Source organism: Actinoplanes oryzae (genome assembly GCF_030757795.1).
Taxonomy (GTDB): Bacteria; Actinomycetota; Actinomycetes; order Mycobacteriales; family Micromonosporaceae; genus Actinoplanes.
The window spans coordinates 19,991-43,271 of the sequence record NZ_JAUQWH010000005.1; the positions used below are offsets into that span (position 1 = coordinate 19,991).

Consider the following 23,281-nt stretch of genomic DNA (forward strand, 5'->3'; position numbering starts at 1 on the left):
GAGATCGTCGTGGTCACCCTCTGGTTCTCGCTCGTCGTCCTCTGCTGGGTGCTGTTCTTCGTGCTCGAGGGCTTCGACTTCGGCGTCGGCATCCTCGGCCCGGCCCTCGGCCGGGACGACCACGAGCGCGGCGCGATCGTCCGCACGGTCGGCCCCTTCTGGGACGGCAACGAGGTCTGGCTGGTCGCGGCGATCGGCGTGACCTTCGCCGCGTTCCCGGACTGGTACGCGGCCATGCTCAGCGCGCTCTACCTCCCCATGGTCGCGATCCTGCTGCTGCTCGCCGTGCGCGGCGTGGCGCTGGAGTTCCGCGGCAAGGGCGACGGCGAGCGCTACCGCCGCCGCGCCGACGCCGCCCTGGCCGCCTCCTCGGCGGGCATCGTGCTGCTGTGGGGCGCGGTCCTCGGCATTCTCACCCACGGCCTGGCCCTGGGCGCCGACGGACAGGTCACCGGTACGGGTCTCGGCCGCACGCTCGGGCCGCTGTTCTCGATGCCCGCCCTCGTCGGCGCGCTGATCGCCTTCCTCGCGGCGCTCCTGCTGGGATCCACGTTCCTCGCGCTGCGGACCAGCGGCCCGGTGCGCGCACGGGCTCGCACGTTCGCCGTGCGGCTGGCTGTGGCCGGCGCGGTTGCCCTGGTCGCCCTGGGCCTGCTCACTAATCATCGGCTGATGCTTGTCGCCGCCGCCCTGGCAGCGGTTGTCGCGGTGATCTCCCGGCGAGAACTGCTCGCCTTCGCTGTCACCGCCGCCGGGGTCGCCCTGGGAACCGTCGCGGTGTTCACCGTGCACGGCGACGTGGTCCTGCGGTCGACGCTGAACGACGCGTGGTCATTGACCCGCGACGGGGCCGCGGCGACGGACTCGGCCCTCAAGCTGATCACGGTCGTCGGGGCGGTCGTGCTGCCCGGGGTGCTGGTGTACCAGGCGTTCTCGTACTGGGTGTTCCGCAAGCGGGTCGCCAGCGAACGGGTCCCCTCGTGAGCGCCGCCGTCAGCCGGGCGCCGATCGATCCGCGGCTGCTGCGGCACGCGCGCTCCGGACGTACGGGAATCGGGGTCTCCGCCCTGATCGGAGCCGGACAGGCGGCAGCCACCGTGACCCTCGCCGTCGCCCTGGCCCGCATCGTCACCGGGCGCGAGGCGATCGGCCTGCTCGTGACGGCCTTCGCGCTGCGCGGCGCGCTCACCTGGGCCGAGCAGGTGGTCGCCCAGCGCACGGCCGCCCGCGTCACCGGTGAGCTGCGCCGATCGGTGCTCGCGGCCACCCTGCGGCACGGGCCGGCCTGGGTCGCCTCGTACGGCAGCGGGCGCCTCACCGCCGTGCTCACGTCCGGGCTCGACGCGCTCAAGCCGTGGTTCTCCGGCTACCTGCCGGCGCTCGTGCTCGGCGTGGCCCTGCCGCCGCTCGTCCTGGTCGCGATGTTCCTCGTCGACCCCGCGTCGGCGCTGATCGCCCTGGTCACCCTGCCGCTGCTGCCGGTGCTGGGCGCCCTCATCGGCTGGGCCACCGCGGCCCGCGCCCAGCAGGCGTGGCAGGCCGACGCGCGCCTCGCCGGCCACTTCCTCGACGTGGTCCGCGGCCTGCCCACCCTGCGCATCTTCGGCCGCGCCGCCCGCCAGACCGAGGTCGTGCGGGACATGACCGACAAACACCGGACCGCCACCGTACGGGTGCTCCGCGTCGCGTTCCTCTCCTCCACCGCCCTCGACCTCGTGGGCACGCTGTCCGTCGGCCTCATCGCCGTCGAGGCCGGCCTGCGCGTGGCGAACGGCTCCATGGGCCTCGGCGCGGCCCTGCTCGTCATCCTGCTGGCCCCCGAGGCGTACCGGCCGCTGCGCGAGATGGCGGCCCGCTTCCATGCGAGCGCGGACGCGTCCGCGGTGATCGGAGACGTGAACGAGGTGCTGACCGACGACGCTTTCGTCTCACCCGTGGCCTTCTCCGCCGGGCGGCCCGGCCTGTACGCCGCCCGCCTGAGCGTCAGCCACGGCGACCGCCCGGTGCTCGACCTGCCGGCGCTGGCCGTCCGCGACCACGAGATCGTGGCCCTGCGCGGCGAGTCCGGCGCGGGCAAGACGACGACGCTGCGCGTGCTGGCGGGCCTTCAGCCGCTCACCGCCGGGCGCGTCGAACTGACCGGGCCGGGCGTCCTGTACCTGCCGCAGCGCCCGGCCCTCCCCCACACCCGCACGGTCGCCGACGTCTTCCCCGGCCTGTCCGAGGCCGGCGTCCACGCCGCCCTGACCACCGTCGGCTTGGAGAACGAGCTGACCCCGTCGACCGTGCTCGGCGAGGCGGGCGCGGGCGTGTCGTCGGGCCAGCGCCAGCGGCTGGCCCTGGCGGCGTTGCTCCGCGCGGCGGCCCGGCAGCCGGCCGTCCTGCTCCTCGACGAACCGACCGCCCACCTGGACGCCGCGTCGGAGCAGCTGGTGATCGACCAGCTCCGGGCCGCCGCCGCGCGGGGGTGCGCGGTGCTGGTGGTGGCGCACCGACCGGCGCTGCTCGCCGCCGCCGACCGCATCGTGGACGTGACCCCGCCGGAGGGCGCGACGCCGCCCGTGGAGGCATCTGCGCTGGTCACGCGGGCGGACGAGGGGGCGGAGTTGTCCACAGCGGCCGGTTGTCCACAGGAGGTGGAGCGCGAGGGCGCGTCCTTGCCCCACACTGACCAGCGGGGGCTCCCCCTGGGAGGGCGGGGTGGATCGACGGGCGACGATGTCATGACGCCGGCCCCCGGACTCGCCACCGACGCGACCACGCTGGTTGCCGGACGCGCCGCCGACGGGACCACACCGGTTGCCGGCCGCGCCGCCGACGGGACCACACCGGTTGCCGGCCGCGCCGCCGACACGATCGAGGCCGTTGCCCGAAGGCCGCGCCGGCGGCCGATGGTCACGCCGGCGGCGGCGGTCGGCCTCGGGGCGGCGTCCTCGCTGGCCGGCATCGTCCTGACCGGCGCCGCCGCGTGGTTGCTGGTCCGCGCCTCCTCACTGCCCCCGGTCCTCACCCTGTCCACGGCGGTCGTGCTGGTCCGCGGCTCGGCCGTGGCCCGCCCCCTGCTGCGCTACCTCGAACGTCTCGTCGCCCACGACGCCGCCTTCGCCCGGCTCGGCGAGTGGCGCGCCCGGGTGTACGCGGGGCTCATCCCCCGCGTGCCGGGGCCCACGATGCACCGGCGCGGCGACCTGCTCACCAAGGTCGCCGACGACGTGGACGCCCGCACGGACGGTCTGCTGCGCGGCCGGCTGCCCCTGCTCACGGCCGCCATCACGCTGCTCGTGGGCACCGGCGTCGCCGTGGGGGTCAGCCCGCTGCTGGCCGTGCCGCTGGGCGCCGGGCTGCTGATCTCCGGTGTGCTCGCTCCGGCGCTCGCCGCCTGGCAGGCCGGACGCGTGGACGCCGCCACCGGCCGGGCGCGCGCCGAGCTGCGGGACGCCGTCGTGGAGACGGTCGACGGCATCGAGGAGCTGGCCGGGCAGGATTCGCCGGTGCCCGCACAGCGCAGCCGGGCCCTGGAACGGCTCGAGGCGCGGGCGGCCCGGTCCGCGGGGACCGCGGCGGCTGTCGGCGTGCTGGGCTGGGGCGTCGCCGTCGCCGGTACGGCCCTCGTGCTGCTGCCGGCCGCGAACGCCGAGTGGGCCGCGGTCCTGCTGCTGGCCGTCGTCGCGCTGGGCGAGCCGATCGCCACCCTGCCCGACGCCGCCGTCGCCCGCCGCCGCGCCCGCGGAGCCGACGAGCGCCTGGCCGGGATCGAGCAGCCGCCCGCCGTCCGGGCGTCCAGGATCAAGACCGGCGACACCCGGGTACGCACCCTTGTCGCCGGCTGGGACCCGGACCAGCCCCCGGCCCTCCACGGCCTCGACCTCGACATCCCCCGCGGCACGAGCGTGGCGATCCTCGGCCCCTCGGGCGGCGGCAAGTCGACCCTCGCCGCCGTGCTGGCCGGGCTCCTCGAACCGCGCGCCGGTGACGTGACGAGACCCGGGCGGACGATTCTCGTCGGGGACGCCGCCGACCACGTGTTCGCGTCGACCGTACGGGAGAATCTGCGTCTCGCCAGGCCGCACGCCACCGACGGTGAGTTGCGCGCGGCGCTCGCCCGGGTGGGCCTCCCGACGTGGGACCTGGACACGTGGCTCGGGTCCGGCGGCAGCACGATCTCCGGCGGTCAGCGCCGGCGGCTGGCGACCGCGCGGGCGCTGCTGGCCGATCCGGAGCTGCTGATCCTGGACGAGCCGACCGAGGGCCTCGACGAGGCGGCCGCCGCCGCGCTGATGTCCGACCTGCTCGCGGCGGCCCGGGGGCGTACCGTCCTGCTGCTGACGCACCGCACGGAGGGGCTGACCGAGGTGTCCGCGATCCTCGAGTTGCGCGACGGCCGCCTCAGCCCCGCGCTGGTGGGCGCCTGATGCCGTTATATTGACGCGCCATGGACGACTTGGAGCGCCGGTACCTGGCTCTCGTGCGCCTGTGCTACCCGGCGGACCACTGGCTGGGCCGGGGGCGGGAGGTCGTCGGCACGTACCTGGATCTGGCCGAGCCGGGCCGCCGCTGGCCGTCCGCCGCGGACGTGGCCGACCTCGCCGCCGGTGGCGTGCGGCAGCATCTGCGGTCGACGGGTGCCGCCGCGCTGCTGCCCGGGTTCCGGCTGGCCGCGGCGCTCGCGCTGCTGACGGCGACCGCGCTCGCGGCGGCCTGGTCGGTGGTCGAGGTGCAGCCGCTGCCGTTCCGGCCCGGCGCCGGGCCGTTCGCGTCGCTGGGCATCGTGGCCTGGCTGGCGTGGCTGGTCGCCGCCCTGGGCTACGCCGTCGGCGGGGCGTGGACGCGGGTCGCGGTCGGCGGGGCTCTCGCGCTGACCGTCGCGGTGCTCCCGGTGGCCGCGCTGACGGGCCTGCCGCGGCCGCCGGTGTTCGTGCTGGTGCCGCAGGTGGCGCTCGGGGTGGTCGCGCTGGCCGTGTCCGGGCGCGCGCCGGCCACCGTACGCGTGCTGCCCGCCGCCCTCGGCACGGTGACCGGCATCGCGGCCGTGTGGCTGCTGCCCGGCGGCGACTACTACGGCCCGCAGCCCACCCGGGTGCTCGCCGTGGCCGGGACCGCTCTCCTGGTGGTCGTGACGGCGCTCGCCGTGGCCGGCAGGCGCGGCGGCTGGGCGCTGCTGATCCTCGCGACGCCCGTCGGCATGCTGTCGCTGCACCCGCTGGCCCGGGCCGTCGACGGCGAGCCGACGTGGCCGGACCTCGGCGTCATCGCCGTGTTCGTCGCGGTGACCGGCCCGACGCTGGTTCCCCTGGCCCTGGCCGTCCGGAGGAAGAGAGCCTAGGCCGGGCCGAGGACGGCCCTCTCGATCGTGGTGAGACAGTCGGCCGTCTCCTCGAAGCGGATCGCCCGGATGCCCAGCGCGGCCGCGGCCGCCACGTTCTCGGCGCGGTCGTCGACGAAGACCACGTCGGCCGGGTCCTCCCCGAGCACGGCCAGCGCCTTCAGGTAGGCGGCCGGGTCCGGCTTCGCGACGCCCAGGTCGGCGCTGAAGAGCCGGTGGGCGAAGGTCGTCAGGGCCGGGTGCCGGTCCAGCTCGCGGGCCAGCTCGCGCGGGGCGTTCGACAGCAACGACGTGGGTACGCCGGCCGCATGCACCCGGCCGAGCAGCTGCATCGTCGCCGGGTTGAGGTGCAGCCAGCTGGCGACGTCCCGCTCGACGAGGTGGGCGAGCAGCTGGCCGCCGGGCGGCCCGTCGAGCACGTCGGTCCAGAAGCCGAGGGCGCTCAGCCCGCAGTCGTAGTCGCGGCGGCACTCCCAATAGCGGGTGGTGAACTCGGCCGGGGGCACCCCGGCGGCCAGGGCCATCGACCGGACGTCGCTCTCGTGCTGGGCGACGCTGATCACTTCTCCGAAGTCCATCAGCAGATGAGCCACTGGCGGTTCACCCCTCCCGCTGGTCCGGCAACCGTAGCGTTCCAGCCCATCGGCACCGGTGACGGGAAAGTGAACTTTACCGGCCGAGCAGATCCAGCACGGCCTCGTCGGTGGGCTCGTCGACGGTCTCCCCCTTCTCGTACGCCTCGACCACCCGGGGGTCGACGTACGAGCTGCGCGCCACGGCGGGCGTGTTGCCCAGCAGCTCGGCGACCTCCTTCATCGCGTGGGAGACGTTCCTCCGGGCAGCGGTGGGCGACGACGCCGGCCCGGCATCCGCCAGCTCCGCGGCCGCCTTCACCGTCCCGTGCCACGTCCGGAAGTCCTTGGCGCTCATCTGCTCGCCGCTGATCTCCCGCAGGTACTCGTTGACCTCGTCGGCGCGCACCTCCCGCCAGCGCCGGGCGCCCGGCTCCCAGTAGGCGAACAGCCGCTCCTCGCCCCGGCGCCGCCTCCGCAGGTCGCGCAGCACCTGGCACACCTCGCCGTCCTCGACCGGCGTCGCGTGCTCCTTGCCCGATTTGCCGACGAACTCCAGGACCACACAGGCCCCCTGCGTACGCACATGCTCCGGCCGCAACGTCGACAGCCCGAAGGACGGGTCCTGCTCCCGCTGCGCGTACTGGTCGCTGCCGACCCGGAAGGCGCCCATGTCGAGCAGCCGGGCGATCGCGGCGAGCACCCGGCACCGGGTCAGCCCCCGTCCGCTCAGGTCGTGGCAGAGCCGCTGCCGGATCTCGGGCAGCCGCTCCGCGACCTCGGCCGCGTGCTCGAACTTCTTCTCGTCCCGGGCGACGCGCCATTCCGGGTGGTAGAGATACTGCTTGCGCCCGGCCGCGTCGGTCCCGAGGGCCTGGATGTGCCCGCGGGGATCCGGGCTGATCCACACGTCCTCCCAGGCCGGCGGGATCACGAGCGCCTTGATCCGCCGCACCTCGCCGGTCTCGCGCACCGGGTCGCCGTGCTGATCGACATAGCGGAAGCCCTTGCCGCTGCGCCGCCGCCCGTACCCGGGCTTGTCCAGCTTGCTGCGCCTGAGCCGCATCTGACCTCCCACGCCTGACCGGATCCGGGGGTTCCCACGGCAAGGTCACTCAAACCCGGCGCCGGACGGGGCACTGCTACGCGGGCCGCGCTCTGCGCGGACGGCCAGGCCAGCGGCCCGCTCCCCGAGCCCGGCCGGTACCAGCTCCACCAACGGCTGGCCACCTTGGTCAGCGTTCCGGTCGAGCTGACCGTCGCGGAGGGCGGCTGACGACACACGTCCCGGACCGGGAACGGTCCGGGACGCGCGGTGAGTGACGACGGTCAGAGGGCGCGGAGCTTGTCGCCGAGCTCCTTGGCGAAGAAGTCGATGAAGCCGTCCGGGTCGGGGCCCGCGTTCTGCAGCACGATGTGGTCGAAGCCGGCCTTCGTGTACTCGCGCACCGAGTCCACGTACGGCTGCGGGTCGGGCCCGAGGGCGAACTGGCCCCGGACGTCCTCGGCGCGCACGGTCTGCGACGCGGCGTCGAAGTTGACCGGGTTGGGGAGCTCGCTCATGACCTTCCAGCCGGTGAGCGCCCAGCGGGTCGTCCTGAGGACCTCGTCGATGCCGGCCTGCTCGGTCTCGGCCCAGGCCATGGGCACCTCGGCGTACTTCGGGCCGGAGCCGCCGGCGCCGCCGTAGGCCTCGACGAGGTCGGCGCGCGGCTCGGTGGCGAAGAGGCCGTCGCCCAGCTCGGCGGCGACCTTGGCGGCGTCCTTGCCGCCCGCGGCGACCGCGATCACCGGGAGCTCGTCGGGCAGGTCGAAGACGCGGGCGTCCTCGAGCTGCAGGTGCTTGCCCTCGTACGACTGGTAGCCGCCCTGCCACAGCAGCTTGATGATCTCCAGCGCCTCGCGCAGCCGCTCCTGGCGCCCGCGGACGCTCGGGAAGCCCTGGCCGACGACGTGCTCGTTGAGCCGCTCGCCGGAGCCGATGCCGAGCGTGAAGCGGTTGTCCGAGGTGATCGCCAGGGTCGCCGCCGCCTGGGCGATGATCGCCGGGTGGTAGCGGACGGTCGGGCAGGTGACGCCCGTGGCGAGGCCGATGCGCTCGGTCTTCGCCGCGATGGCCCCGAGGACGGTCCAGGCGAACGGCGAGTGCCCCTGCACGTCCAGCCACGGGTGGTAGTGGTCGCTGATCTCGACGAAGTCGAAGCCGGCCTGTTCGGCGCGGACGGCCTGCCGGATCAGCTCCTTGGGGCCGAAACCCTCGGCCGACAGCTTGTATCCGAGCTTCATGATGATCCCCTCTCTCGACCCGGGTGGTTCCCGCCGTCGGACACGACAAACGCCGGGCCGCGAGGGCGGCCCGGCGTTGGTGTCACGCCGTCAGGATCGGGCGCTCTGCACCGCGTCGCGGCTGGTCTCCTTGGCGTCCTGCGCCGAGGACTGCGCCTGCTGCTTGGTCGTCTGCGCGGCGTCGGTCGCGGTCTCCTTGAGCTGACCGGCGGCCTGCTGGACCGTACCCTGCAGGTCGTCCTTGATCTCGGTGGCGACCTCCTTGACCTTGTCGGTCAGGTCCCCGCTGCGCTCCTTGAGCTGCTCCCCGGCGCGCTTCTCGGCCTCGGTGGCCGGGATGAGCGTCGAGGCGAGCAGGCCCACGCCGAAGGCGATGATGCCCGCGGCCAGGGGGTTGCCCTGCGCCTGCTGCTTGGCGGCCGACGGCGCGCCCTTCACGGCGTCCGCGACGTCATGCGCCTTCTCCTGAACCGTGCCGGCCGCGGAACTCGCCGCGTCCTGGACGGTCCCGGCGGCGGAGTGCGCCTTGTCACTGACGGTCCCGGCGGCGGCATGCGCCTTGTCGCTGACCGTCCCGGCGGCCGAGCCGGCCTTGTCCTGCACTGTCTCGGTGCTTCCCATGACCTTCTCCTTCACCGCGGTCCAGCGGCGGCGGGCGACCTGCTTGGGGCTGGTCTTCTCGGCCAGCAGGTCGACGTCGCGCGTCATCTTGGCCCGCGTCTGCTCGATCTCCTGCCTCAGCCGGTCGGGTTCTTCAGCCATCGGGCGTCCTCCTTCAACGTGTCGGCGGTACGCCGCGGAACGGGGTCGACTGTCTTGAGCCGCTTGCGGCCGATGCTGTAGAGCACGGCACCGGCGATGCCCCAGAGCACCGCGACGATGAGCGCGGCCCAGCCGAGGTCCATCACGTTGCCCAGGCCGAAGACGATCGCGAAGCTGAGCAGGACGACGGCGAGGTAGCCGGCGAACCCGGCCCCGCCGAGCATCCCGGCGGCCTTGCCCGCCTTGGACGCCTCCTGCTTGAGCTCCACCTTGGCCAGCTCGACCTCCTGGCGGAACAGCTGCGAGAGGTCGTCGCTGATGTTGCCGATGAGCTCACCGACGGAGGAGTTGGTGACCTGCTCCTCGCGGTCGGCCGGGTACGGCGCGGTCATCGCAGACCGCCCGGACGCTCCTCCACCACGACGTAGTCCTCCTCGACGACGGCGGGCGTACCCGTGCCGGTCGCGGCGTACTCCGTACCCGTGGTGGTGGTGTAGCCGGTGGTGGTCGCCGGGTAGCCGGTGGCCGGCGTGGCCTGGTTGTACGACGCCTGGTCGTACGAGGCCTGCTCGTAGGAGCTGAACTGGTCGGTCGAGGGCTTGGCGTCCTCGTGCGAGACCTCGTCGGCCTTCATGACGCCCTTGCCCAGGCGGCCGACGACGAAGCCGGCGGCCAGCGCGGTCGCGAGGAAGGCGCCGGGGCGGCGGCGGGCGAAGTCGCCGACCTCGCGCAGCACGCCCTCGGGGCCGTTGCGGTCGAGGTAGTCGGCGAACTGGCGGCCGCCGTCGGCGACCCGGGAGACCACGGCCGCGGCCGGGCCCTCGGCGCGGTCGCCGCGCATCTCGTCGAGCTGGCCGGCGATCTCGCGGACCGTGCCGGAGAGCCGGTCGGTCTGGCTCTTCGCCTCGCCGGTGACCCGGTCGCGCACGTCGGAGGCGACGCTGCGGGCCTGGGTCTTCGCCTCGGACCCGACGCGGTGCGCCTGCTCCTTGACCGTGTCCTTGACCTCGCCCGCGGCCTGGCCGGCGGCCTGCTTCGACTGGCCGGCGACCTCCTTGGCCTGGTCCTTGACCTCCGAGGCCTTCTCCTTGACCCCGCCGCCGGTGCTGTCGTCACCCGTGGTGGTCGTCGCCGCGGGGTACGTGGTCGCGTAGACCGGCTCGGCGGGAACGGTGGTGGCGGGATATGCCGGCGTGATCGGGACCTCGCCGTACGGCTGCGACTCGTCCGGTGCGCGTGCGCCCGTGTACGGGTCACTCATGGCAACCTCCAAGGTGGTTCGTCCGTGTGTGCTACGCCCGTTCACCTACCCCGTCGATCGCCCGTACTACCTCCTTGCCGTTGTGCAAATTCTGGCAGGAATCGCCTGCATGAAGCCCCTGAGGACGGGTATGCGCGAGGCCGTTTTCTTCTCCTATCGCGCCGATCGGTTTACCATGCTCGTGGCGATGACCGTGCGTACACAGAGGAGCGTCAGCGATGGACGAGGGCACGTACGACCGGCGGCGCCTGGGCCAGTGGCTGGCCGGCGAGGCACGCGGCTTCTCCCGTCGTGACCTGCTCAGACTCGGCGCGCTCGCCGGTGCGGGCATGGCGCTGGCCCCCACGGCGGCCGCCGCTGCCGCCGCCGCCGCCCCGATCGTCAAGCCGCTGCCTCCGGAGCTGTTCACCGTCTTCGGCACGAACGCCGAGACCCGCTGGTCGGCGCTGGCCGGGCAGGGCCCCCTGGTGCCGATCGACCGCTTCTTCGTGCGCAACCACACGAGCACCCCGATCATCGACCAGGCGTCGTGGCGGCTGCACCTGACCGGCGCCGGGCTGCGGCGGGGGCCGGTCGATTACACGTACGGGCAGCTGCGCGCCCTCCCCGCGACCACCATGACCACCGCCGTCGAGTGCGCGGGCAACGGCCGGAGCTTCTTCACCACGCAGCAGGGCCAGACCGTGTCGGGCACCGCCTGGCAGCTCGGCGCGATCGGGGTCGCCCGCTGGCGCGGGGTGCGGCTGGCCACCCTCCTGCACCACGCCGGCCTGCGCCCCGACGCCGTCGACGTGCTGCCGTCCGGCCTGGACCCGCACTACGTGACCGGCGGCGTGGACCTCGGCCCGGTCCGCCGCCCGCTGCCGGTGCGCAAGGCGTTGCGGGACGTCCTGGTGGCGTACGAGATGAATGGTGAGCCCCTGCCCCCGGACCACGGCGCGCCGGTCCGCCTGATCGTCCCGCACTGGATCGGCATCGCCTCGATCAAGTGGCTGGGCAGCATCGAGGTGTCGGCCGAGCCGCTCTTCTCGCCGTGGAACACGCAGTTCTACCGGCTCTTCGGCCCGGGCTTCCCCGCGGAGGGGCAGCCGTTCGACCGGCAGACCATCAAGAGCGCCTTCGAGCTGGACCGCGGCACCACCCTGCCCGCGGGGCGGACCACCCGCCTGACCGGACGGTCCTGGTCCGCCGCCGGGCCGATCAAGCACACCGACATCAGTACGGACGGAGGCGCCACGTGGCGCCGAGCCCGCAAGACCGGCCCCGGCGTCGCCTGGCAGAGCTGGGAGCTCGACTGGCGGCCCGCCGCCGGCGAGCACACCCTGCTGGCGCGGGCCGCCGACGTCCACGGGAACGTGCAGCCCGACGTCGCCACCTACAACGAGCTGGGCTATCTCTTCGACGCCGTAGTCCGGCACCCCGTCGTCGCGGCGTGACGCTCACGGGGCCAGCGACCGCAGCACGACCTCCCGCGCCGCGCCGAGGGTGGCCGGGAGGGCGGCCGGGTCGCGCCCGATGCGCTCGGCGCCCGCGCGCATGACCCCGGAAAGCAGCTCCACCACGAGCGGCACGTCGCCGACGTCCCGGAACTCGCCGCGCGCGATGCCCTGCCGGACGACGGCGGCGACCCCGGCCACGATCTCGTGCATCGGGCCGCCCGCGCCCTTCGGCCCGGCGAGGACCGGCCGGAACATCAGCTGCAGCACCGGGTCACGGAAGGCCTCCAGCACCACCCCGGCGATCTCCCCGAGCCGTGCGGGCGCCGGGGCCTCCTGACGCCCGGCGACGGCGGCCACCCGCTCGACCGCCGGCCGGCCCGCCCGCTCGACCAGCGCCAGGACCAGCGCGCTCTTGTCCGCGCCGTAGTTGTAGAGCGTGTTGCGCGCCAGCCCGGCCCGGGCGGCGATGTGACCCATAGCGACGGAATGTCGTGAAAACAAGACCTCGAAACGCGCGGGCGGGCGGCGTAGCTTGAGGGGCGGGGAGGAGCCACCCATGAAGAAGCTCATCAACGACCCCGCCGAGGTCGTCCCCGACGCCCTGCTGGGCCTCGCCGCCGCCCACCCCGAGCTGCGCGTCGACCACGAGCACCGGGTCGTGGTGCGCGGCGATGCGCCCGTACGGGGGAAGGTGGGTCTGGTCTCCGGGGGTGGATCGGGGCACGAGCCGCTGCACGCCGGGTTCGTCGGGCCGGGCATGCTCGACGCCGCGTGCGCCGGGGAGGTCTTCACGTCGCCCGTGCCGGACCAGATGGTCGCCGCGACGCGGGCCGTGGACGGCGGCGCCGGGGTGCTGCACATCGTGAAGAACTACACCGGCGACATCATGAACTTCGACATGGCCGCCGAGATCGCCGAGGCCGAGACCGGCGTGAGCGTCGCGACCGTGGTCACCGACGACGACGTGGCCGTGCAGGACAGCCTCTACACCGCCGGGCGCCGCGGCGTCGGCGTGACGGTCCTGGTCGAGAAGATCGCCGGGGCCGCCGCCGAGGAGGGCCGCCCGCTGGCCGAGGTCGCCGGCGTCGCCCGCAGGGTCAACGCCCACGGGCGCAGCATGGGCGTCGCCCTCACCTCGTGCACGGTGCCCGCGGCGGGCAGGCCGACGTTCGACCTGCCGGACGGCGAGATGGAGGTCGGCATCGGCATCCACGGCGAGCCCGGACGCCGCCGCGTCCCGGTCGCCCCGGCGAGCGAGATCGCGGACCTGCTCGTCACGCCGATCCTCGCCGACCTCGACTACAGCGGCGGCCCGGTCATCGCGTTCGTGAACGGCATGGGTGCCACGCCGCTGATCGAGCTGTACGTGATGTTCCACGAGGTCGGCCGGCTGCTCGCCAAGGCCGGTGTGCCGGTGGCGAGGTCGCTCGTGGGGCCGTACATCACCAGCCTCGACATGGCCGGATGCTCGGTCACCCTGCTCAAGGCGGACGAGGAGCTGCTGCGCCTGTGGGACGCTCCCGTGCGGACCCCGGCGCTGCGGTGGGGGGTCTGAGCCGATGGAGACGGCGGCCCTGACCGCGTGGGTGCGGGAGTTCGCCCGGCTGGTCCGGGAGAACAGAGAGCTGCTCACCGACCTCGACGCGGCGATCGGCGACGGCGACCACGGCCTCAACCTGGACCGCGGCCTCACCGCGGTGACGGCCGCCCTCGACCAGGACCCGCCGGACAGCCCGTCGGCCCTCTTCAAGCAGGTCGGCATGACGCTGATCAGCAAGGTGGGCGGCGCGAGCGGCCCGCTCTACGGCACGGCCTTCCTGCGCATGGCCGCCGCCGCGGACACCGTCGTCGACGCCCCCGGCTTCGCCAAGGTGCTCCGCGCCGGCCTCGACGGCGTGATCGCCCGCGGCAAGAGCGCGCCCGGCGACAAGACCATGGTGGACGCGTTGACCCCCGCCGTGGACGCCCTCGACGACGCCCTGGCCTCCGGCGAACCGCTCACCGGCGCCCTGGCCGCCGCGGTCCAGGCCGCCGAGGAGGGCCGCGAGGCGACGATCCCGCTGGTCGCCCGCAAGGGCCGGGCCAGCTACCTGGGCGAGCGCAGCGCGGGCCACGCCGACCCGGGCGCCACCTCGGTGACCCTGCTGCTGACCGCCGCCGCGGCCACCCTCGCCGGCCCATGACGGTCGGCCTGGTGGTGGTCTCCCACAGCCGCCCCCTGGCCCGCGCCGCGGCGGCCCTGGCCGCGGAGATGGCGTCCGCCCCGGTGACCGTCGAGATCGCCGCCGGCCTGGACGAGTCCACCCTCGGCACCGACGCCGTGGCCATCGCCGCGGCGATCGCCGCCGCCGACACCGGGGACGGCGTGGTCGTCCTCATGGACCTCGGCAGCGCGGTGCTCTCCGCCGAGCTGGCCCTTGAGCTGCTCGACGATGCCGGCGGCGTGACCCTGTGCCCCGGACCGCTGGTCGAGGGCCTGGTCGCCGCGACGGTGGCCGCCGCGTCGGGTGCCGATCGCCGGGAGGTCGCCGAGGAGGCGGGGGCGGGCCTGGCCGGCAAGCTCGCGCATCTCGGTGGTTCCGCTCCTTCCGGAGGTACGCCGGCCGCGCCCGGCCCCGAGGTCACCGTGACCGTCGCCGATCCGCACGGCCTGCACGCCCGTCCCGCCGCGCGCCTGGTCACCGAGGCCCGGCGGCACGACGCGCGGGTCTCGCTGCGCAATGCCACCACGGGTTCGGGGTGGGTGCCGGCGTCGAGCCTGTCCGCGGTGGCGACGCTCGGCGCCCTGCAAGGTCACCACCTGGCGGTACGCGCCTCGGGCCCGGCAGCCGACGCAGCGGTCGCCGCGATCGTGGCGCTCGTCGGGCACGCCCCGGAGACCCCGCCCGGCGCCCCGACCGGCGGCTCCCCCGGCATCGGCATCGGGCCGGCCCTGCGCTGGAGTCCCGCGGCCGTCGTTCCGCCCGCCGACGGCGCCACCGGGGACGTGGCCGCCGAGTCGGAGCGGTCGGAGCGGGCGCTGACGGCCGTGCGGGAGGAGCTCGCCCGGTTCCGGTCGCCGATCTTCGACGCGCATCTGCTGCTGCTCGACGATCTCGCCGCCGTCGCGCGGGACCGCATCGCACAGGGCACCCCCGCTCCCCCGGCGTGGACGGCGGCGGTCGACCGGCTCGCCGCCGGGTTCGAGGCGCTGAGCGACCCCTATCAGCGCGGGCGGGCGGCGGACGTCCGCGCGGTGGGCGACCAGGTGCTGCGATCCCTGCTCGGGCTGCCCGCTGCCACGCCCGCCGGATCGGGCGTCCTCGTCGCGCCGGACCTCACGCCCGCCCAGGCCGCGACGCTGGACCCGGCCCGGATCGCCGGCGTGGTCCTGGCGGGCGGCAGCGCGACCTCCCATGCGGCGATCCTGCTCCGGGCCCGGGGCATCCCCGCCGTCACCGGCGCGGGCCCCGGCATCCTGTCCGTGCCCGACGGCACCTTGATCGCGCTGGACGGCGCGGGCGAGGTGGCCGTCGACCCGTCGCCCGCGACACTGGCCTCCTTCCGCGCCCGGGCCGAGGCAGCCGCGACCCGCAGCGCGCAGTCGCTCCGGCGCGCCTCGGCCCCGGCGCGCACCAGATCCGGCACCCCGATCACCGTGGGCGCCACCGTCGGCTCCCTCGCGGACGCGCGGGCCGCGGCGGCGAACGGCGCGGACGAAGCCGGCCTGGTCCGCACCGAGTTCCTCTTCCTCGGCCGCGCCACCGCCCCCGACGCCGACGAGCAGACCGCCGCCTACCTGGGCGTGGCGCGGGCCCTGGGCGGACGCCGCATCACCCTGCGCACCCTGGACGCGGGCGGCGACAAGCCGCTGCCCTACCTCCCGGCGCCGGCCGAGGCCAACCCGTTCCTCGGCGTCCGCGGCATCCGCCACTCCCTCGCCCACCCGGCCGTCTTCACGACCCAGCTCCGCGCCATCGCCCGCGCCGCCCGCGAGACGCCGGTCAGCGTGATGTTCCCGATGATCACGACCGTCGACGAGCTGCTGGCGGCCCGGCGGCTCCTCGCCGGCACGCTGGCCGGGGCCGAGCCGCCGGGGCTGCGGGTCGGCATGATGGTCGAGGTGCCGGCGGCGGCGCTGCGGGCGGCGGACTTCGCCCCGCACGTCGACTTCCTCAGCATCGGCACGAACGACCTCACCCAGTACACCCTGGCCGCCGAGCGGGGCAACCCGGCGCTGGGGGCGCTGAGCCACGGCCTGCACCCGGCCGTGCTCGACCTGATCACCTTCGTCTGCGCGAACGCCCGGGGCACTCCGGTCGCGGTCTGCGGCGAACTGGCCGCCGACGAGCAGGCCGCCCCGCGCCTGATCACCGCCGGCGTCCGCGAGCTGAGCGTCGCCCCGCCCCTGATCCCGCTGGTCAAGGAGCTCGTCCGGGCGGTGTGAACCCGCCGGACATCATCGGAGGCGGGCGAGGAACCGGGGCAGACTTTCCCGCACGCCGGCGAACGGCTCGTGCCCGCCGCTGTACCGCTGCCAGGTCACCTCGTGCCCCCACCGGGTGAGCACGTCGCGTACCCGTCTCCCCCTGGCCTCCGGCACGATCCAGTCGCGGGCACCGTGGCCGATCCAGACCGGCAGCCCGGCGCCGGCGGGCGAACGGCTGCCCGCCAGCCAATCGGTGTGCACCAGATAAGGCGCGTAGAGGACGAGGCCGCGCAGCCGGGCCGGATACCGCAAGGCCGTGACCAGGGCCATCGCCGCGCCCTGGGAGAAGCCCGCCAGGACGACCCGGTCGGCGCCGCCGAGCTGGGCGGCTTCCTTGCCGATCAGATCGCGCAGGGCGTCCTCGGCGGCCAGGACGGATGTCAGGTCGGACTCGTGCAGCCGGTGGATGCGCTGCCAGAACCAGGCGCTGGCCACGGCGCCGCCGAGCATCGGGCCGACCTGCCCGGGAGCGCGCGGGAAGACCCCGCGCACCCCCTGCTCCGGCAGCCGGAGCCGCCGGGCCACCGGCATCAGGTCCCCGGGGCCCTGACCGATGCCGTGCAGCCAGACGATGCTGACGACCGGGGCCCCGGCGGCCTCGACGACCTCGGCCGGCAGGCTCACGAGCGGGGCCGGTCGGGTCGTTCGAACACCATGGACGCGTACTGGCCGCCGAAGCCGAACGAGTTCTTCAGCAGCTTGCGGGCCGGCACCTCGCGGGGCTCCAGCGCCGTCGCCACGCCGCAGGCCGGGTCGGGCTCGGTGCACGTGACGACCGGAGGCACCACCCCGCGGGTGAGGGTGAGCGCGGAGGCGACCGTCTCCACGACCCCGGACGCGGCGGAGCCGTGCCCGGTGAGCGACTTGACCGCGGCGACCGGCAGCGTGGCCAGCCGTTCCCCGAAGACCCGGCGCAGGGCGCGCGCCTCGGTGACGTCGTTGAGCCGGGTCGAGGTGCCGTGCGCGTTGACGGAGCCGATGTCCTCCGGCGCGGTGCGCGACTCGGCGAGGGCGGTCCGCATGACCCGCTCGACCGCTCCCGCGTTGGGCGCCGTCATGTGATCCGTGCCGACCGCGAGACCCCATCCGCCGACAACCACGTGCGCCTCGTCCATGCCCCGGCGCCGGGCGTGGCCCGCCGTCTCGAGCACGACGGCACCGGCGGACTCGTTGATGACCATGCCGGAGCGGCGCCGGTCGAAGGGCATCGAGGACTGCTCCGGGTCGCCCTTCCAGCGGGACAGGGCCATCAGCTGGGCGTACTGGGACAGCACGTACGGGGTGTTGCGCGAGACGCTGGCCGACACGATCGCCACCTCCGCCTTGCCCAGCCGCAGCATGCGGGCGGCCTCCGCGATGGCCCGCAGGCCGCCGGCGCAGGTCGCCTCGAGCCGCATCGGCACGACCGGCACTCCCAGCCGCTCCGACACCTCCGCCGGGAACGCGGACAGGTCGGCCACCTCCAGCGGGAGCTGCTTGCCGCGCAGCCGGGAGACGACGCCTTCCGGGTCGTTGCCGACGGCTTCGTACCGGTCGGCGAGCTCGCGCAGGTGGGTCACGTAGTCGGCCGGCTCCGACCCGCTCGGGCCGGGCCAGACGCGCGCCCAGACCAGTCCCGCGCGCCGGGCCGAGGTGCCGGTCAGGCCCGCGTCGCCGACCGCCTGGTCGATCGCGGCGTGCATGAGCGCGTCGCCCCACGACCGGCCCGGCCGCCCGTACCGCTCGCGCACGTCCCTCTTGATCTCCTCGGGGATGAGCCCGGCGACCCAGCCGCAGGGCAGCTCCGCCAGGTCCATCCGGTCCTCGCGGCGAATGCCGGAGACGCCGTCCAAATTGGCCTGCCAGAAGCTCTCGACCGAGGCGCCGATCGGCGTCACGACGCCCATGCCGGTGACCACGATCCGGTCGTCGTCCGTCGTCACAGTCCCTCCCGGGTGATCAGAGCGGCCCCGGCGGTGGGCGCCGCCGTGCCGTGGCTCAGGGTCGTGAGCAGCACGGTGCCGAGACCCGGCACCGCACGCGGGTCACCCTGCACCACGTCGGGCGAGCCGAGGGCCGGGTCGAGCTTCTGCAACAACCCCACCGGAGGTACGACGCCCCGGCGCAAAGTGGCGACGGCCAGGATCAGGTCGACGATGCCGCTGCACTCGAACGGGTTCCCGATGGTCGCCTTGCTCGTGGTCACCGGCACTCCCGGCACCGCGGGCAGCACCGCCTGGCACTCGTCGGCGTCGGCCCCGACCGTGCCGGCGCCATGGGCCCACCACAGATCGGCCCGGCGGGGGCCGGCGGCGAGCGCGAGATCCACGGCCTCACGGGCCGCCACGACCCGGTCCCGGGCGCCGATCGTCTCGGCCGCCAGCACCCGGGCCAGCGGCGGGGCGGTCGCGGTCTCCGAGCGTTCGAGCACGACCGCCGCGGCCGCCTGCCCGAGCAGCGTCCCGGCCCGGGTCAGGTCGAAGGGCCCGGCGCCCGGCTGCGCCTCGAGGGCGACGGCTTCCTCCTGGTCCAGCGTCACGGTGGCCGTGGCCGACAGCGGCGGCGCCACGCCGGCGACGAGGACCCTGTCCAGCTCGCCGGCCTCGAGGAGCCGGACCGCCACCGCGAGGGCGCTCATGCCGCCCGCGCCCGCCTCGCCGTAGACGGCCACGTTGGACCCGCGGAACCCGGCGGCCAGGGACACGAACTGGCCCAGCTGCGAGGGGATGCCCCGGATGTACGAGTAGTCAGGAACCTCCTCGTAGAGCATGCGCGCCAGGGGCCGCGGGTCGGTCCGGGCCAGCGCGGCGAGCCGGGGCATCTCCTCGGCCAGCTCGTCCGAGCCGGTGCTGCCGACGGCCATGACCGTCCCGGCGCGCACCGAGGTATCGGAGCGGCCCGCGCGGTCGAGGGCGAGCCCCGCCGCGGCGACCGCACCGTGGGCGGCCGCATTGGCGTACTTCCCGACGTTGGCCCACGCGGAGCCCTCGGGCCACGGCTGCTCGGCGAGCCGGATCGTCGCGGCGGGCCAGATGCCGCTGCGGTCCGTCACGGCGGTGCGGTCGTTGTCCATGAGGTCCAGCACGGGCCGGGCGCCCCGGCCGGCGGCCGTGATCAGTCCGGTGCCGGTGATGACGATGTCAGGCACGGGACCTCCGGGTGCTGCCCACGCCGCCCCACAGCCGGTAGCCGCCGTCGACGGTGATCGTCTGGCCCGCGATCCAGCTCGCCTCGTCGAGGCAGAGCATCGCGACGACGTCGGCGCTGTTCTCGACCGTCGTCATCCGCTCGCCCGGCCACGGCGACACGGCCAGCTCGTGGTTGACGCCGTGCGCGAAATCCGGGCGTACCTTGAAGACCTCGGTCTGCACCAGACCCGGCCGCACGCAGTTGGCGACGATGCCATAGGGCGCGAGCTCGTAGGACAGATAGTTGGTGAGCGCCTCCATCCCGGCCTTGGCGGCGGAGAAGAGCCCGGCGCGCGGGATGATCCGGGTCGTGGTCGAGTTGGTGATCGTGATGTAGCGGGCGCCCTCGCGCTCGCGCATGAGCGGGATCGCGTGCTTGGCCAGCAGCCACGTGGAGCGCGAGTTCGTGTCCTGGACGAATTGCCAGTCCTCCAGCGACGCGTTCTCCAGCATCGCGAACTTCGTGGCCCCCGCGTTGTGCACCAGGATGTTGAGGTCGCCGTGCTGCTCCCCGATCTCGCGCATCAGGCCCTCGATCTGGGCCGGCTCGCTCAGATCCGCGCGGTGCAGCGTGACCTTCGTGCCCTGCTCCTCCAGCTCGGCCGCGATCCGCTTGGCCGGGCCGGGCCGGTCGACGTAGTTCACCGCCACCGTGCAGCCCCACGCGGCGAGCTTGCGGGTGATGCCCGCCCCGATGCCCCGCGAGCCCCCGGTGATCAGCGCGGTCTTCCCCTTGAGCGGTTCGGCTTGCAGACTCATGACTTCCCCTCCGCTGCGACGGTCGCGCGGCGCAGCATGACGACACTCATGCGGCCGATCGCGTACGTTCGGTCGTTCTCGTCGACGACGCGCCGGACGCTGTCGACCAGCCCCAGCCGCTCGTCGATCTCGGTGCTGTGGACGGTCTCGGTCGTGAACCAGAAGGGCACGTCCGGATAGAGCGGCCGGACGAAGTCCCAGGCCAGGGTGCGCATCCCCACCACGGCCGCCGGTGAGCCGTGCCGCACGGTCCAGCCGGAGGTGATCGAGTGGATGAACCCGCCCGGCACGATGCGCTGCCGCCGCGACGTCAGCGCGGCGAACGAGTCGCTGTCGTGGACGGGGTGCTTCTCCCCCATCAGGTCGAGCAGCTGGTCGAGCAGGGCCGTCGGGAAGGTCAGCGGCCCGAAGCGGCGGACGGGCGCCGAGCGCAGGTCCTCCCAGTACTTCACGACTTGCCGCCCCGGCCGGCCCGCGGGCGGTGCACCAGCCGGCCGCCGTCGGCCGTGATGACCTGTCCCTGGATGTAGTCGGCCTGCTCGCTCGCCAGAAAGCCGACCAGCGCGGAGATGTCCTCCGGCACGCCCCAGCGGGACTGGCTCTCGTCGCCGAGCTGCCCGGCGACGGGCCCGGTCATGTCGGTGCGCACCCGGCCGGGCGCCACCACGTTGACCCGGATGCCCTTGCGGCCGACCTCGACAGCGAGGCCGCGGGACAGCGCTTCCAGGCCGCCCTTCGACGCCGCGTACGCGGTCTGGCCGGGCCCGGGGATGCGCGCCGAGTTGGACGAGATGTTGATGATGCGGCCCCGGCCCTGCTCGAGCATGACCGGCAGCACCGCCCGGGACATCAGCCACGGGCCCGTGAGATTGACCCGCAGGACGTGCTCCCACTGCGTCAGCCGGGTGGTGGCCAGCAACTTGTCGTCGATGATCGCGGCGTTGTTGACCAGGACGTCGACGCCGGCACCGGTCCGGGTCACCGCGTCCACGAGCTCGGTGACCTGGGCCTCGTCGGCGACGTCCGCCTTGTGCGTGGTCACCGTCCCGCCGTCGGCCTCGATCTCGCCGGCGACCGCCTTGGCCGCCTCGTCGGCGTCGCGGTACACCAGGTGGACCGCGAAGCCGTCGGCGGCGAGCTGCCGGCAGATCGCCGCGCCGATGCCCCGGGACCCGCCGGTCACCACGGCCGCCCGCGACGAGAGGGTCACCGGTTCGCCGCGAGGTTGTCGAGGATGGACTGCACCGACTGCTGACCCGGCTCGGCGGTGGCGCCCCACTCGTCGAGGTCGAAGGTCTCGCCCAGGTCGCGGTGGATCATGCGGGAGAGCTGGAGCAGGTCCAGCGAGTCGAGCCCCAGCTCGTCGGTGACGAGGTCGGCCGGCGCGATGGGCCGCTCGCCGATGCCCGGCTTCACCTCGCGGATGAGCTTCACCAGGGCGTCGAAAGTGCCGTCGACGGACGTGGTCATGGTGGTCCCCTTTTCCGTTTCCGCCGGCCCCTCGAACGGCGCCGGACACCATTGATGATGGAATGGCGCGGCGCCCCGGAACAAGAAAGGAAAGTCAAAGAATGAGCTAAGCGCGACGTGGCCAAGGGGACATCAAATAAATGCAAAGAATTCCTGTGTACGGTCATCCGGGCGGGTCGGTCAGCGGCAGTCGCGCCACGGCTCTCAGGCCGGCGCCGCGCGCCCCGGCGGCCAGATCGAGCCGTCCGCCCGCCTCCGCCAGCAGCCGGGCGGCCAGGGTGAGCCCGAGCCCGGTGCCCCCGGCCGGCGAGCCGCTGCCCCGCCAGCCCCGCCCCGGCGCCAGCCCGCGCTCGGCCTCGCTCAGACCGGCGCCCAGGTCGGCGACCTCGACGGCGGCGGAGCGCCCCTCCGCGTGCACCGACACCGTGAAGACGGCCGGGTCGGCGTGCCGGATCGCGTTGTCGACCAGCACGTCGACGATCTGCTCGAGCCGCCCCGGGGCGATGCGCACCGGGGCGGCCACGAGCGGGCCGACGCGCATCCGGCCCGCCGCGGCGTCGCCGAAGCCACGGATGCGCTCGCGGACGACCGCCGCCGCGTCCACCACCGCCGGAGCGGGATCGCCGAGCAGGGCCTCGACCGTCTCGCGCAGGTTCTGCACGTCGGCGACCGCCGCGGCGTACACCTGCTCGCCGGGATCCCGCACGTGCCGCCCGAGCCGGTCCAGGCGCAGCGCCAGCAGCTGCAGGTGATTGCGCAGCTGGTGCGCGGTCTCGGCGAGCAGCTCGGCGTCGCTCACTGGGTGAGGCTGGCGATGATGGTGGGCAGGGCCGCGGCCGTCACGCCCGCGTCCTCGTTGAGCCGGAAGCCGATGCCCCACACGGTCTCGACGAGCGCCGGCATGGACAGCTTCTTGCGCAGGTTGGCGACGTGCACCCCGAGCGTCCGGGTGTCGCCCGCCCCGTCGTGCCCCCACACCGCGTCCATGATCGCCGCCCGGCTGAACACCCGCCCCGGCTCGCTGGCCAGCAGCATCAGCAGGTCGAACTCCTTGCGGGTGAGCTCGCGCCGCCGCCCCTGCACCACCACCCGGCGGCGGACCCGGTCGATCAGCACGGGCCCGACCCGCCGGCTGCCCGGCGGCACAGAGCCGGGCACGAGCGGCGTCGCGGGAGCTTGCGGCGCATCGGCCACGGGTGGCGCAGCAGGCGCGGGCAGCGCGGCGGGCGCGGGCGGCGCAGCAGGCGCAGGCAGCGGGGCAGGCGCCGGGAGCGGAGCGGGTGGCCGGGCGGCGGGAACCCGGCGCGTCACCGCCTCGACCCGCGCCGCCAGTTCGAGCAGCCGCACCGGCTTCACCACGTAGTCGTCGGCGCCGGAGCGCAGCGCCCGGACGCTCTGGTGCTCCGAGGCGCGCCCGCTCACCACGATGATCGGCACCGCCGAGACGGCCCGGATCATGCGGCAGATCTCGTGGCCGTCCCGGTCGGGCAGGCTCAGGTCGAGCAGGACCACGTCGGCGTCGCGATAGCGGTCGAGGGCGGCATGGCCCGTCCCCACCGTCGCCGTCCGGAAACCGTGCTCGGCGAGGCCCGCGGCCATTTCGTCGGCCAATTCTGCAGTGTCTTCCACGATGAGCACGCGCACGGATGCCACCCCCGGTGAAAAGCTCTGGCAGACCGTCCCGCACACCGGGGACGGCGCCCGTCGTCAACGAGCGGGAAATGGTGGACGGCGAGCAGGCGACGGCGCCTGATCACCATTGACCCTCTTCAAT

General features: G+C 74.5%; 23 protein-coding genes. 7 read left to right on the forward strand and 16 right to left on the reverse strand.

The genetic code is table 11. The features are described from left to right. Positions 1 to 9 precede the first annotated feature (9 nt). From cydB to RBH18_RS03285, 3 genes are read left to right on the forward strand one after another with little or no spacing between them, the layout of a single operon-like run. The gene (cydB, locus tag RBH18_RS03275; RefSeq protein WP_306204361.1) at positions 10 to 984 is read left to right on the forward strand and encodes a cytochrome d ubiquinol oxidase subunit II; all 975 of its coding nucleotides are present in this window, start codon (positions 10 to 12) and stop codon (positions 982 to 984) included. Then, on the forward strand, positions 981 to 4,412 hold the full coding sequence (gene cydC / locus RBH18_RS03280) for a thiol reductant ABC exporter subunit CydC (RefSeq protein WP_306204362.1): 3,432 nt from the start codon (positions 981 to 983) through the stop codon (positions 4,410 to 4,412). The genes cydB and cydC overlap by 4 nt, the downstream gene beginning before the upstream one ends. A gap of 20 nt (positions 4,413 to 4,432) precedes the next feature. Further along, positions 4,433 to 5,323, forward strand: coding sequence for a hypothetical protein (locus RBH18_RS03285; RefSeq protein ID WP_306204363.1), 891 nt, complete (start codon positions 4,433 to 4,435; stop codon positions 5,321 to 5,323). Here RBH18_RS03285 and RBH18_RS03290 read toward each other — a convergent pair. From RBH18_RS03290 to RBH18_RS03315, 6 genes are all read right to left on the reverse strand, one after another. Then, positions 5,320 to 5,916 carry an HAD-IA family hydrolase gene (locus RBH18_RS03290; protein WP_306204364.1) on the reverse strand — a complete coding sequence of 199 codons (597 nt, stop codon included), beginning with the start codon at positions 5,914 to 5,916 and terminating at the stop codon, positions 5,320 to 5,322. The genes RBH18_RS03285 and RBH18_RS03290 overlap by 4 nt on opposite strands. Before the next feature lie 76 nt (positions 5,917 to 5,992). Next, positions 5,993 to 6,961, reverse strand: a complete 969-nt coding sequence (locus RBH18_RS03295) for a DNA topoisomerase IB (protein WP_306204365.1) — start codon at positions 6,959 to 6,961, stop codon at positions 5,993 to 5,995. 263 nt (positions 6,962 to 7,224) lie between these two features. Next, positions 7,225 to 8,181, reverse strand: a complete 957-nt coding sequence (locus RBH18_RS03300; protein WP_306204366.1) for a TIGR03557 family F420-dependent LLM class oxidoreductase — start codon at positions 8,179 to 8,181, stop codon at positions 7,225 to 7,227. A gap of 90 nt (positions 8,182 to 8,271) precedes the next feature. Further along, a complete protein-coding gene (locus tag RBH18_RS03305; RefSeq protein WP_306204367.1) occupies positions 8,272 to 8,943 on the reverse strand; it encodes a DUF3618 domain-containing protein in 672 nt (223 codons plus the stop codon). After that, on the reverse strand, positions 8,919 to 9,335 hold the full coding sequence (locus RBH18_RS03310) for a phage holin family protein (protein WP_306204368.1): 417 nt from the start codon (positions 9,333 to 9,335) through the stop codon (positions 8,919 to 8,921). The genes RBH18_RS03305 and RBH18_RS03310 overlap by 25 nt, the downstream gene beginning before the upstream one ends. Continuing rightward, on the reverse strand, positions 9,332 to 10,204 hold the full coding sequence (locus RBH18_RS03315) for a hypothetical protein (RefSeq protein WP_306204369.1): 873 nt from the start codon (positions 10,202 to 10,204) through the stop codon (positions 9,332 to 9,334). The genes RBH18_RS03310 and RBH18_RS03315 overlap by 4 nt, the downstream gene beginning before the upstream one ends. 218 nt (positions 10,205 to 10,422) lie before the next feature. On the opposite strand from RBH18_RS03315, the gene RBH18_RS03320 reads away from it, so the two are divergent. Further along, positions 10,423 to 11,640: a sulfite oxidase gene (locus RBH18_RS03320; RefSeq protein ID WP_306204370.1), complete on the forward strand. Its 1,218-nt coding sequence runs from the start codon at positions 10,423 to 10,425 to the stop codon at positions 11,638 to 11,640. 3 nt (positions 11,641 to 11,643) lie between these two features. Here the strand turns inward: RBH18_RS03320 and RBH18_RS03325 are convergent, their stop codons facing one another. Then, positions 11,644 to 12,120: a TetR/AcrR family transcriptional regulator gene (locus RBH18_RS03325; RefSeq protein ID WP_306204371.1), complete on the reverse strand. Its 477-nt coding sequence runs from the start codon at positions 12,118 to 12,120 to the stop codon at positions 11,644 to 11,646. A gap of 79 nt (positions 12,121 to 12,199) precedes the next feature. On the opposite strand from RBH18_RS03325, the gene dhaK reads away from it, so the two are divergent. From dhaK to ptsP, 3 genes are read left to right on the forward strand one after another with little or no spacing between them, the layout of a single operon-like run. Further along, positions 12,200 to 13,198 (forward strand): dihydroxyacetone kinase subunit DhaK, encoded by a 999-nt coding sequence (gene dhaK / locus RBH18_RS03330; RefSeq protein ID WP_306204372.1) that lies wholly within the window; start codon positions 12,200 to 12,202, stop codon positions 13,196 to 13,198. Between the two features lie 4 nt (positions 13,199 to 13,202). Further along, positions 13,203 to 13,826 carry a dihydroxyacetone kinase subunit DhaL gene (gene dhaL / locus RBH18_RS03335; RefSeq protein WP_306204373.1) on the forward strand — a complete coding sequence of 208 codons (624 nt, stop codon included), beginning with the start codon at positions 13,203 to 13,205 and terminating at the stop codon, positions 13,824 to 13,826. Further along, the gene (ptsP, locus tag RBH18_RS03340; protein WP_306204374.1) at positions 13,823 to 16,069 is read left to right on the forward strand and encodes a phosphoenolpyruvate--protein phosphotransferase; all 2,247 of its coding nucleotides are present in this window, start codon (positions 13,823 to 13,825) and stop codon (positions 16,067 to 16,069) included. Before dhaL ends, ptsP begins: the two co-directional genes overlap by 4 nt. Before the next feature lie 12 nt (positions 16,070 to 16,081). Here ptsP and RBH18_RS03345 read toward each other — a convergent pair whose 3' ends face one another. The 9 genes from RBH18_RS03345 to RBH18_RS03385 all read right to left on the reverse strand — a co-directional run bounded on the left by RBH18_RS03345 (position 16,082) and on the right by RBH18_RS03385 (position 23,151). Further along, entirely contained in the window at positions 16,082 to 16,735 is a 654-nt protein-coding gene (locus RBH18_RS03345) for an alpha/beta hydrolase (RefSeq protein ID WP_306204375.1), read from the reverse strand. Continuing rightward, complete coding sequence (locus tag RBH18_RS03350) at positions 16,732 to 18,033, reverse strand: beta-ketoacyl-[acyl-carrier-protein] synthase family protein (RefSeq protein WP_306204376.1); 1,302 nt, start codon at positions 18,031 to 18,033, stop codon at positions 16,732 to 16,734. Before RBH18_RS03350 ends, RBH18_RS03345 begins: the two co-directional genes overlap by 4 nt. Next, the gene (locus RBH18_RS03355) at positions 18,030 to 19,238 is read right to left on the reverse strand and encodes a beta-ketoacyl synthase N-terminal-like domain-containing protein (RefSeq protein ID WP_306204377.1); all 1,209 of its coding nucleotides are present in this window, start codon (positions 19,236 to 19,238) and stop codon (positions 18,030 to 18,032) included. The genes RBH18_RS03350 and RBH18_RS03355 overlap by 4 nt, the downstream gene beginning before the upstream one ends. After that, the gene (locus RBH18_RS03360) at positions 19,231 to 20,037 is read right to left on the reverse strand and encodes an SDR family NAD(P)-dependent oxidoreductase (protein ID WP_306204378.1); all 807 of its coding nucleotides are present in this window, start codon (positions 20,035 to 20,037) and stop codon (positions 19,231 to 19,233) included. The genes RBH18_RS03355 and RBH18_RS03360 overlap by 8 nt, the downstream gene beginning before the upstream one ends. Further along, the gene (locus RBH18_RS03365; protein ID WP_306204379.1) at positions 20,034 to 20,489 is read right to left on the reverse strand and encodes a MaoC family dehydratase; all 456 of its coding nucleotides are present in this window, start codon (positions 20,487 to 20,489) and stop codon (positions 20,034 to 20,036) included. Before RBH18_RS03365 ends, RBH18_RS03360 begins: the two co-directional genes overlap by 4 nt. Further along, a complete protein-coding gene (locus RBH18_RS03370; protein ID WP_306204380.1) occupies positions 20,486 to 21,247 on the reverse strand; it encodes an SDR family NAD(P)-dependent oxidoreductase in 762 nt (253 codons plus the stop codon). The genes RBH18_RS03365 and RBH18_RS03370 overlap by 4 nt, the downstream gene beginning before the upstream one ends. Beyond that, positions 21,244 to 21,507 (reverse strand): phosphopantetheine-binding protein, encoded by a 264-nt coding sequence (locus tag RBH18_RS03375; RefSeq protein WP_306204381.1) that lies wholly within the window; start codon positions 21,505 to 21,507, stop codon positions 21,244 to 21,246. The genes RBH18_RS03370 and RBH18_RS03375 overlap by 4 nt, the downstream gene beginning before the upstream one ends. A 163-nt stretch (positions 21,508 to 21,670) precedes the next feature. Then, the gene (locus RBH18_RS03380; RefSeq protein ID WP_306204382.1) at positions 21,671 to 22,306 is read right to left on the reverse strand and encodes a sensor histidine kinase; all 636 of its coding nucleotides are present in this window, start codon (positions 22,304 to 22,306) and stop codon (positions 21,671 to 21,673) included. Continuing rightward, a complete protein-coding gene (locus tag RBH18_RS03385) occupies positions 22,303 to 23,151 on the reverse strand; it encodes a response regulator transcription factor (protein WP_306204383.1) in 849 nt (282 codons plus the stop codon). Before RBH18_RS03385 ends, RBH18_RS03380 begins: the two co-directional genes overlap by 4 nt. Positions 23,152 to 23,281: the final 130 nt, after the last annotated feature.

Bases quoted from the DNA above. Each gene is read 5' to 3' on its own strand.
- RBH18_RS03310 (WP_306204368.1), bottom strand. From the start codon at position 9,335: ATGACCGCGCCGTACCCGGCCGACCGCGAGGAGCAGGTCACCAACTCC.
- RBH18_RS03285 (WP_306204363.1), top strand. From the start codon at position 4,433: ATGGACGACTTGGAGCGCCGGTACCTGGCTCTCGTGCGCCTGTGCTAC.
- RBH18_RS03315 (WP_306204369.1), bottom strand. From the start codon at position 10,204: ATGAGTGACCCGTACACGGGCGCACGCGCACCGGACGAGTCGCAGCCG.
- RBH18_RS03300 (WP_306204366.1), bottom strand. From the start codon at position 8,181: ATGAAGCTCGGATACAAGCTGTCGGCCGAGGGTTTCGGCCCCAAGGAG.
- RBH18_RS03360 (WP_306204378.1), bottom strand. From the start codon at position 20,037: ATGAGTCTGCAAGCCGAACCGCTCAAGGGGAAGACCGCGCTGATCACC.
- RBH18_RS03320 (WP_306204370.1), top strand. From the start codon at position 10,423: ATGGACGAGGGCACGTACGACCGGCGGCGCCTGGGCCAGTGGCTGGCC.
- dhaL (WP_306204373.1), top strand. From the start codon at position 13,203: ATGGAGACGGCGGCCCTGACCGCGTGGGTGCGGGAGTTCGCCCGGCTG.
- RBH18_RS03325 (WP_306204371.1), bottom strand. From the start codon at position 12,120: ATGGGTCACATCGCCGCCCGGGCCGGGCTGGCGCGCAACACGCTCTAC.
- RBH18_RS03295 (WP_306204365.1), bottom strand. From the start codon at position 6,961: ATGCGGCTCAGGCGCAGCAAGCTGGACAAGCCCGGGTACGGGCGGCGG.
- ptsP (WP_306204374.1), top strand. From the start codon at position 13,823: ATGACGGTCGGCCTGGTGGTGGTCTCCCACAGCCGCCCCCTGGCCCGC.
- RBH18_RS03305 (WP_306204367.1), bottom strand. From the start codon at position 8,943: ATGGCTGAAGAACCCGACCGGCTGAGGCAGGAGATCGAGCAGACGCGG.
- RBH18_RS03375 (WP_306204381.1), bottom strand. From the start codon at position 21,507: ATGACCACGTCCGTCGACGGCACTTTCGACGCCCTGGTGAAGCTCATC.
- dhaK (WP_306204372.1), top strand. From the start codon at position 12,200: ATGAAGAAGCTCATCAACGACCCCGCCGAGGTCGTCCCCGACGCCCTG.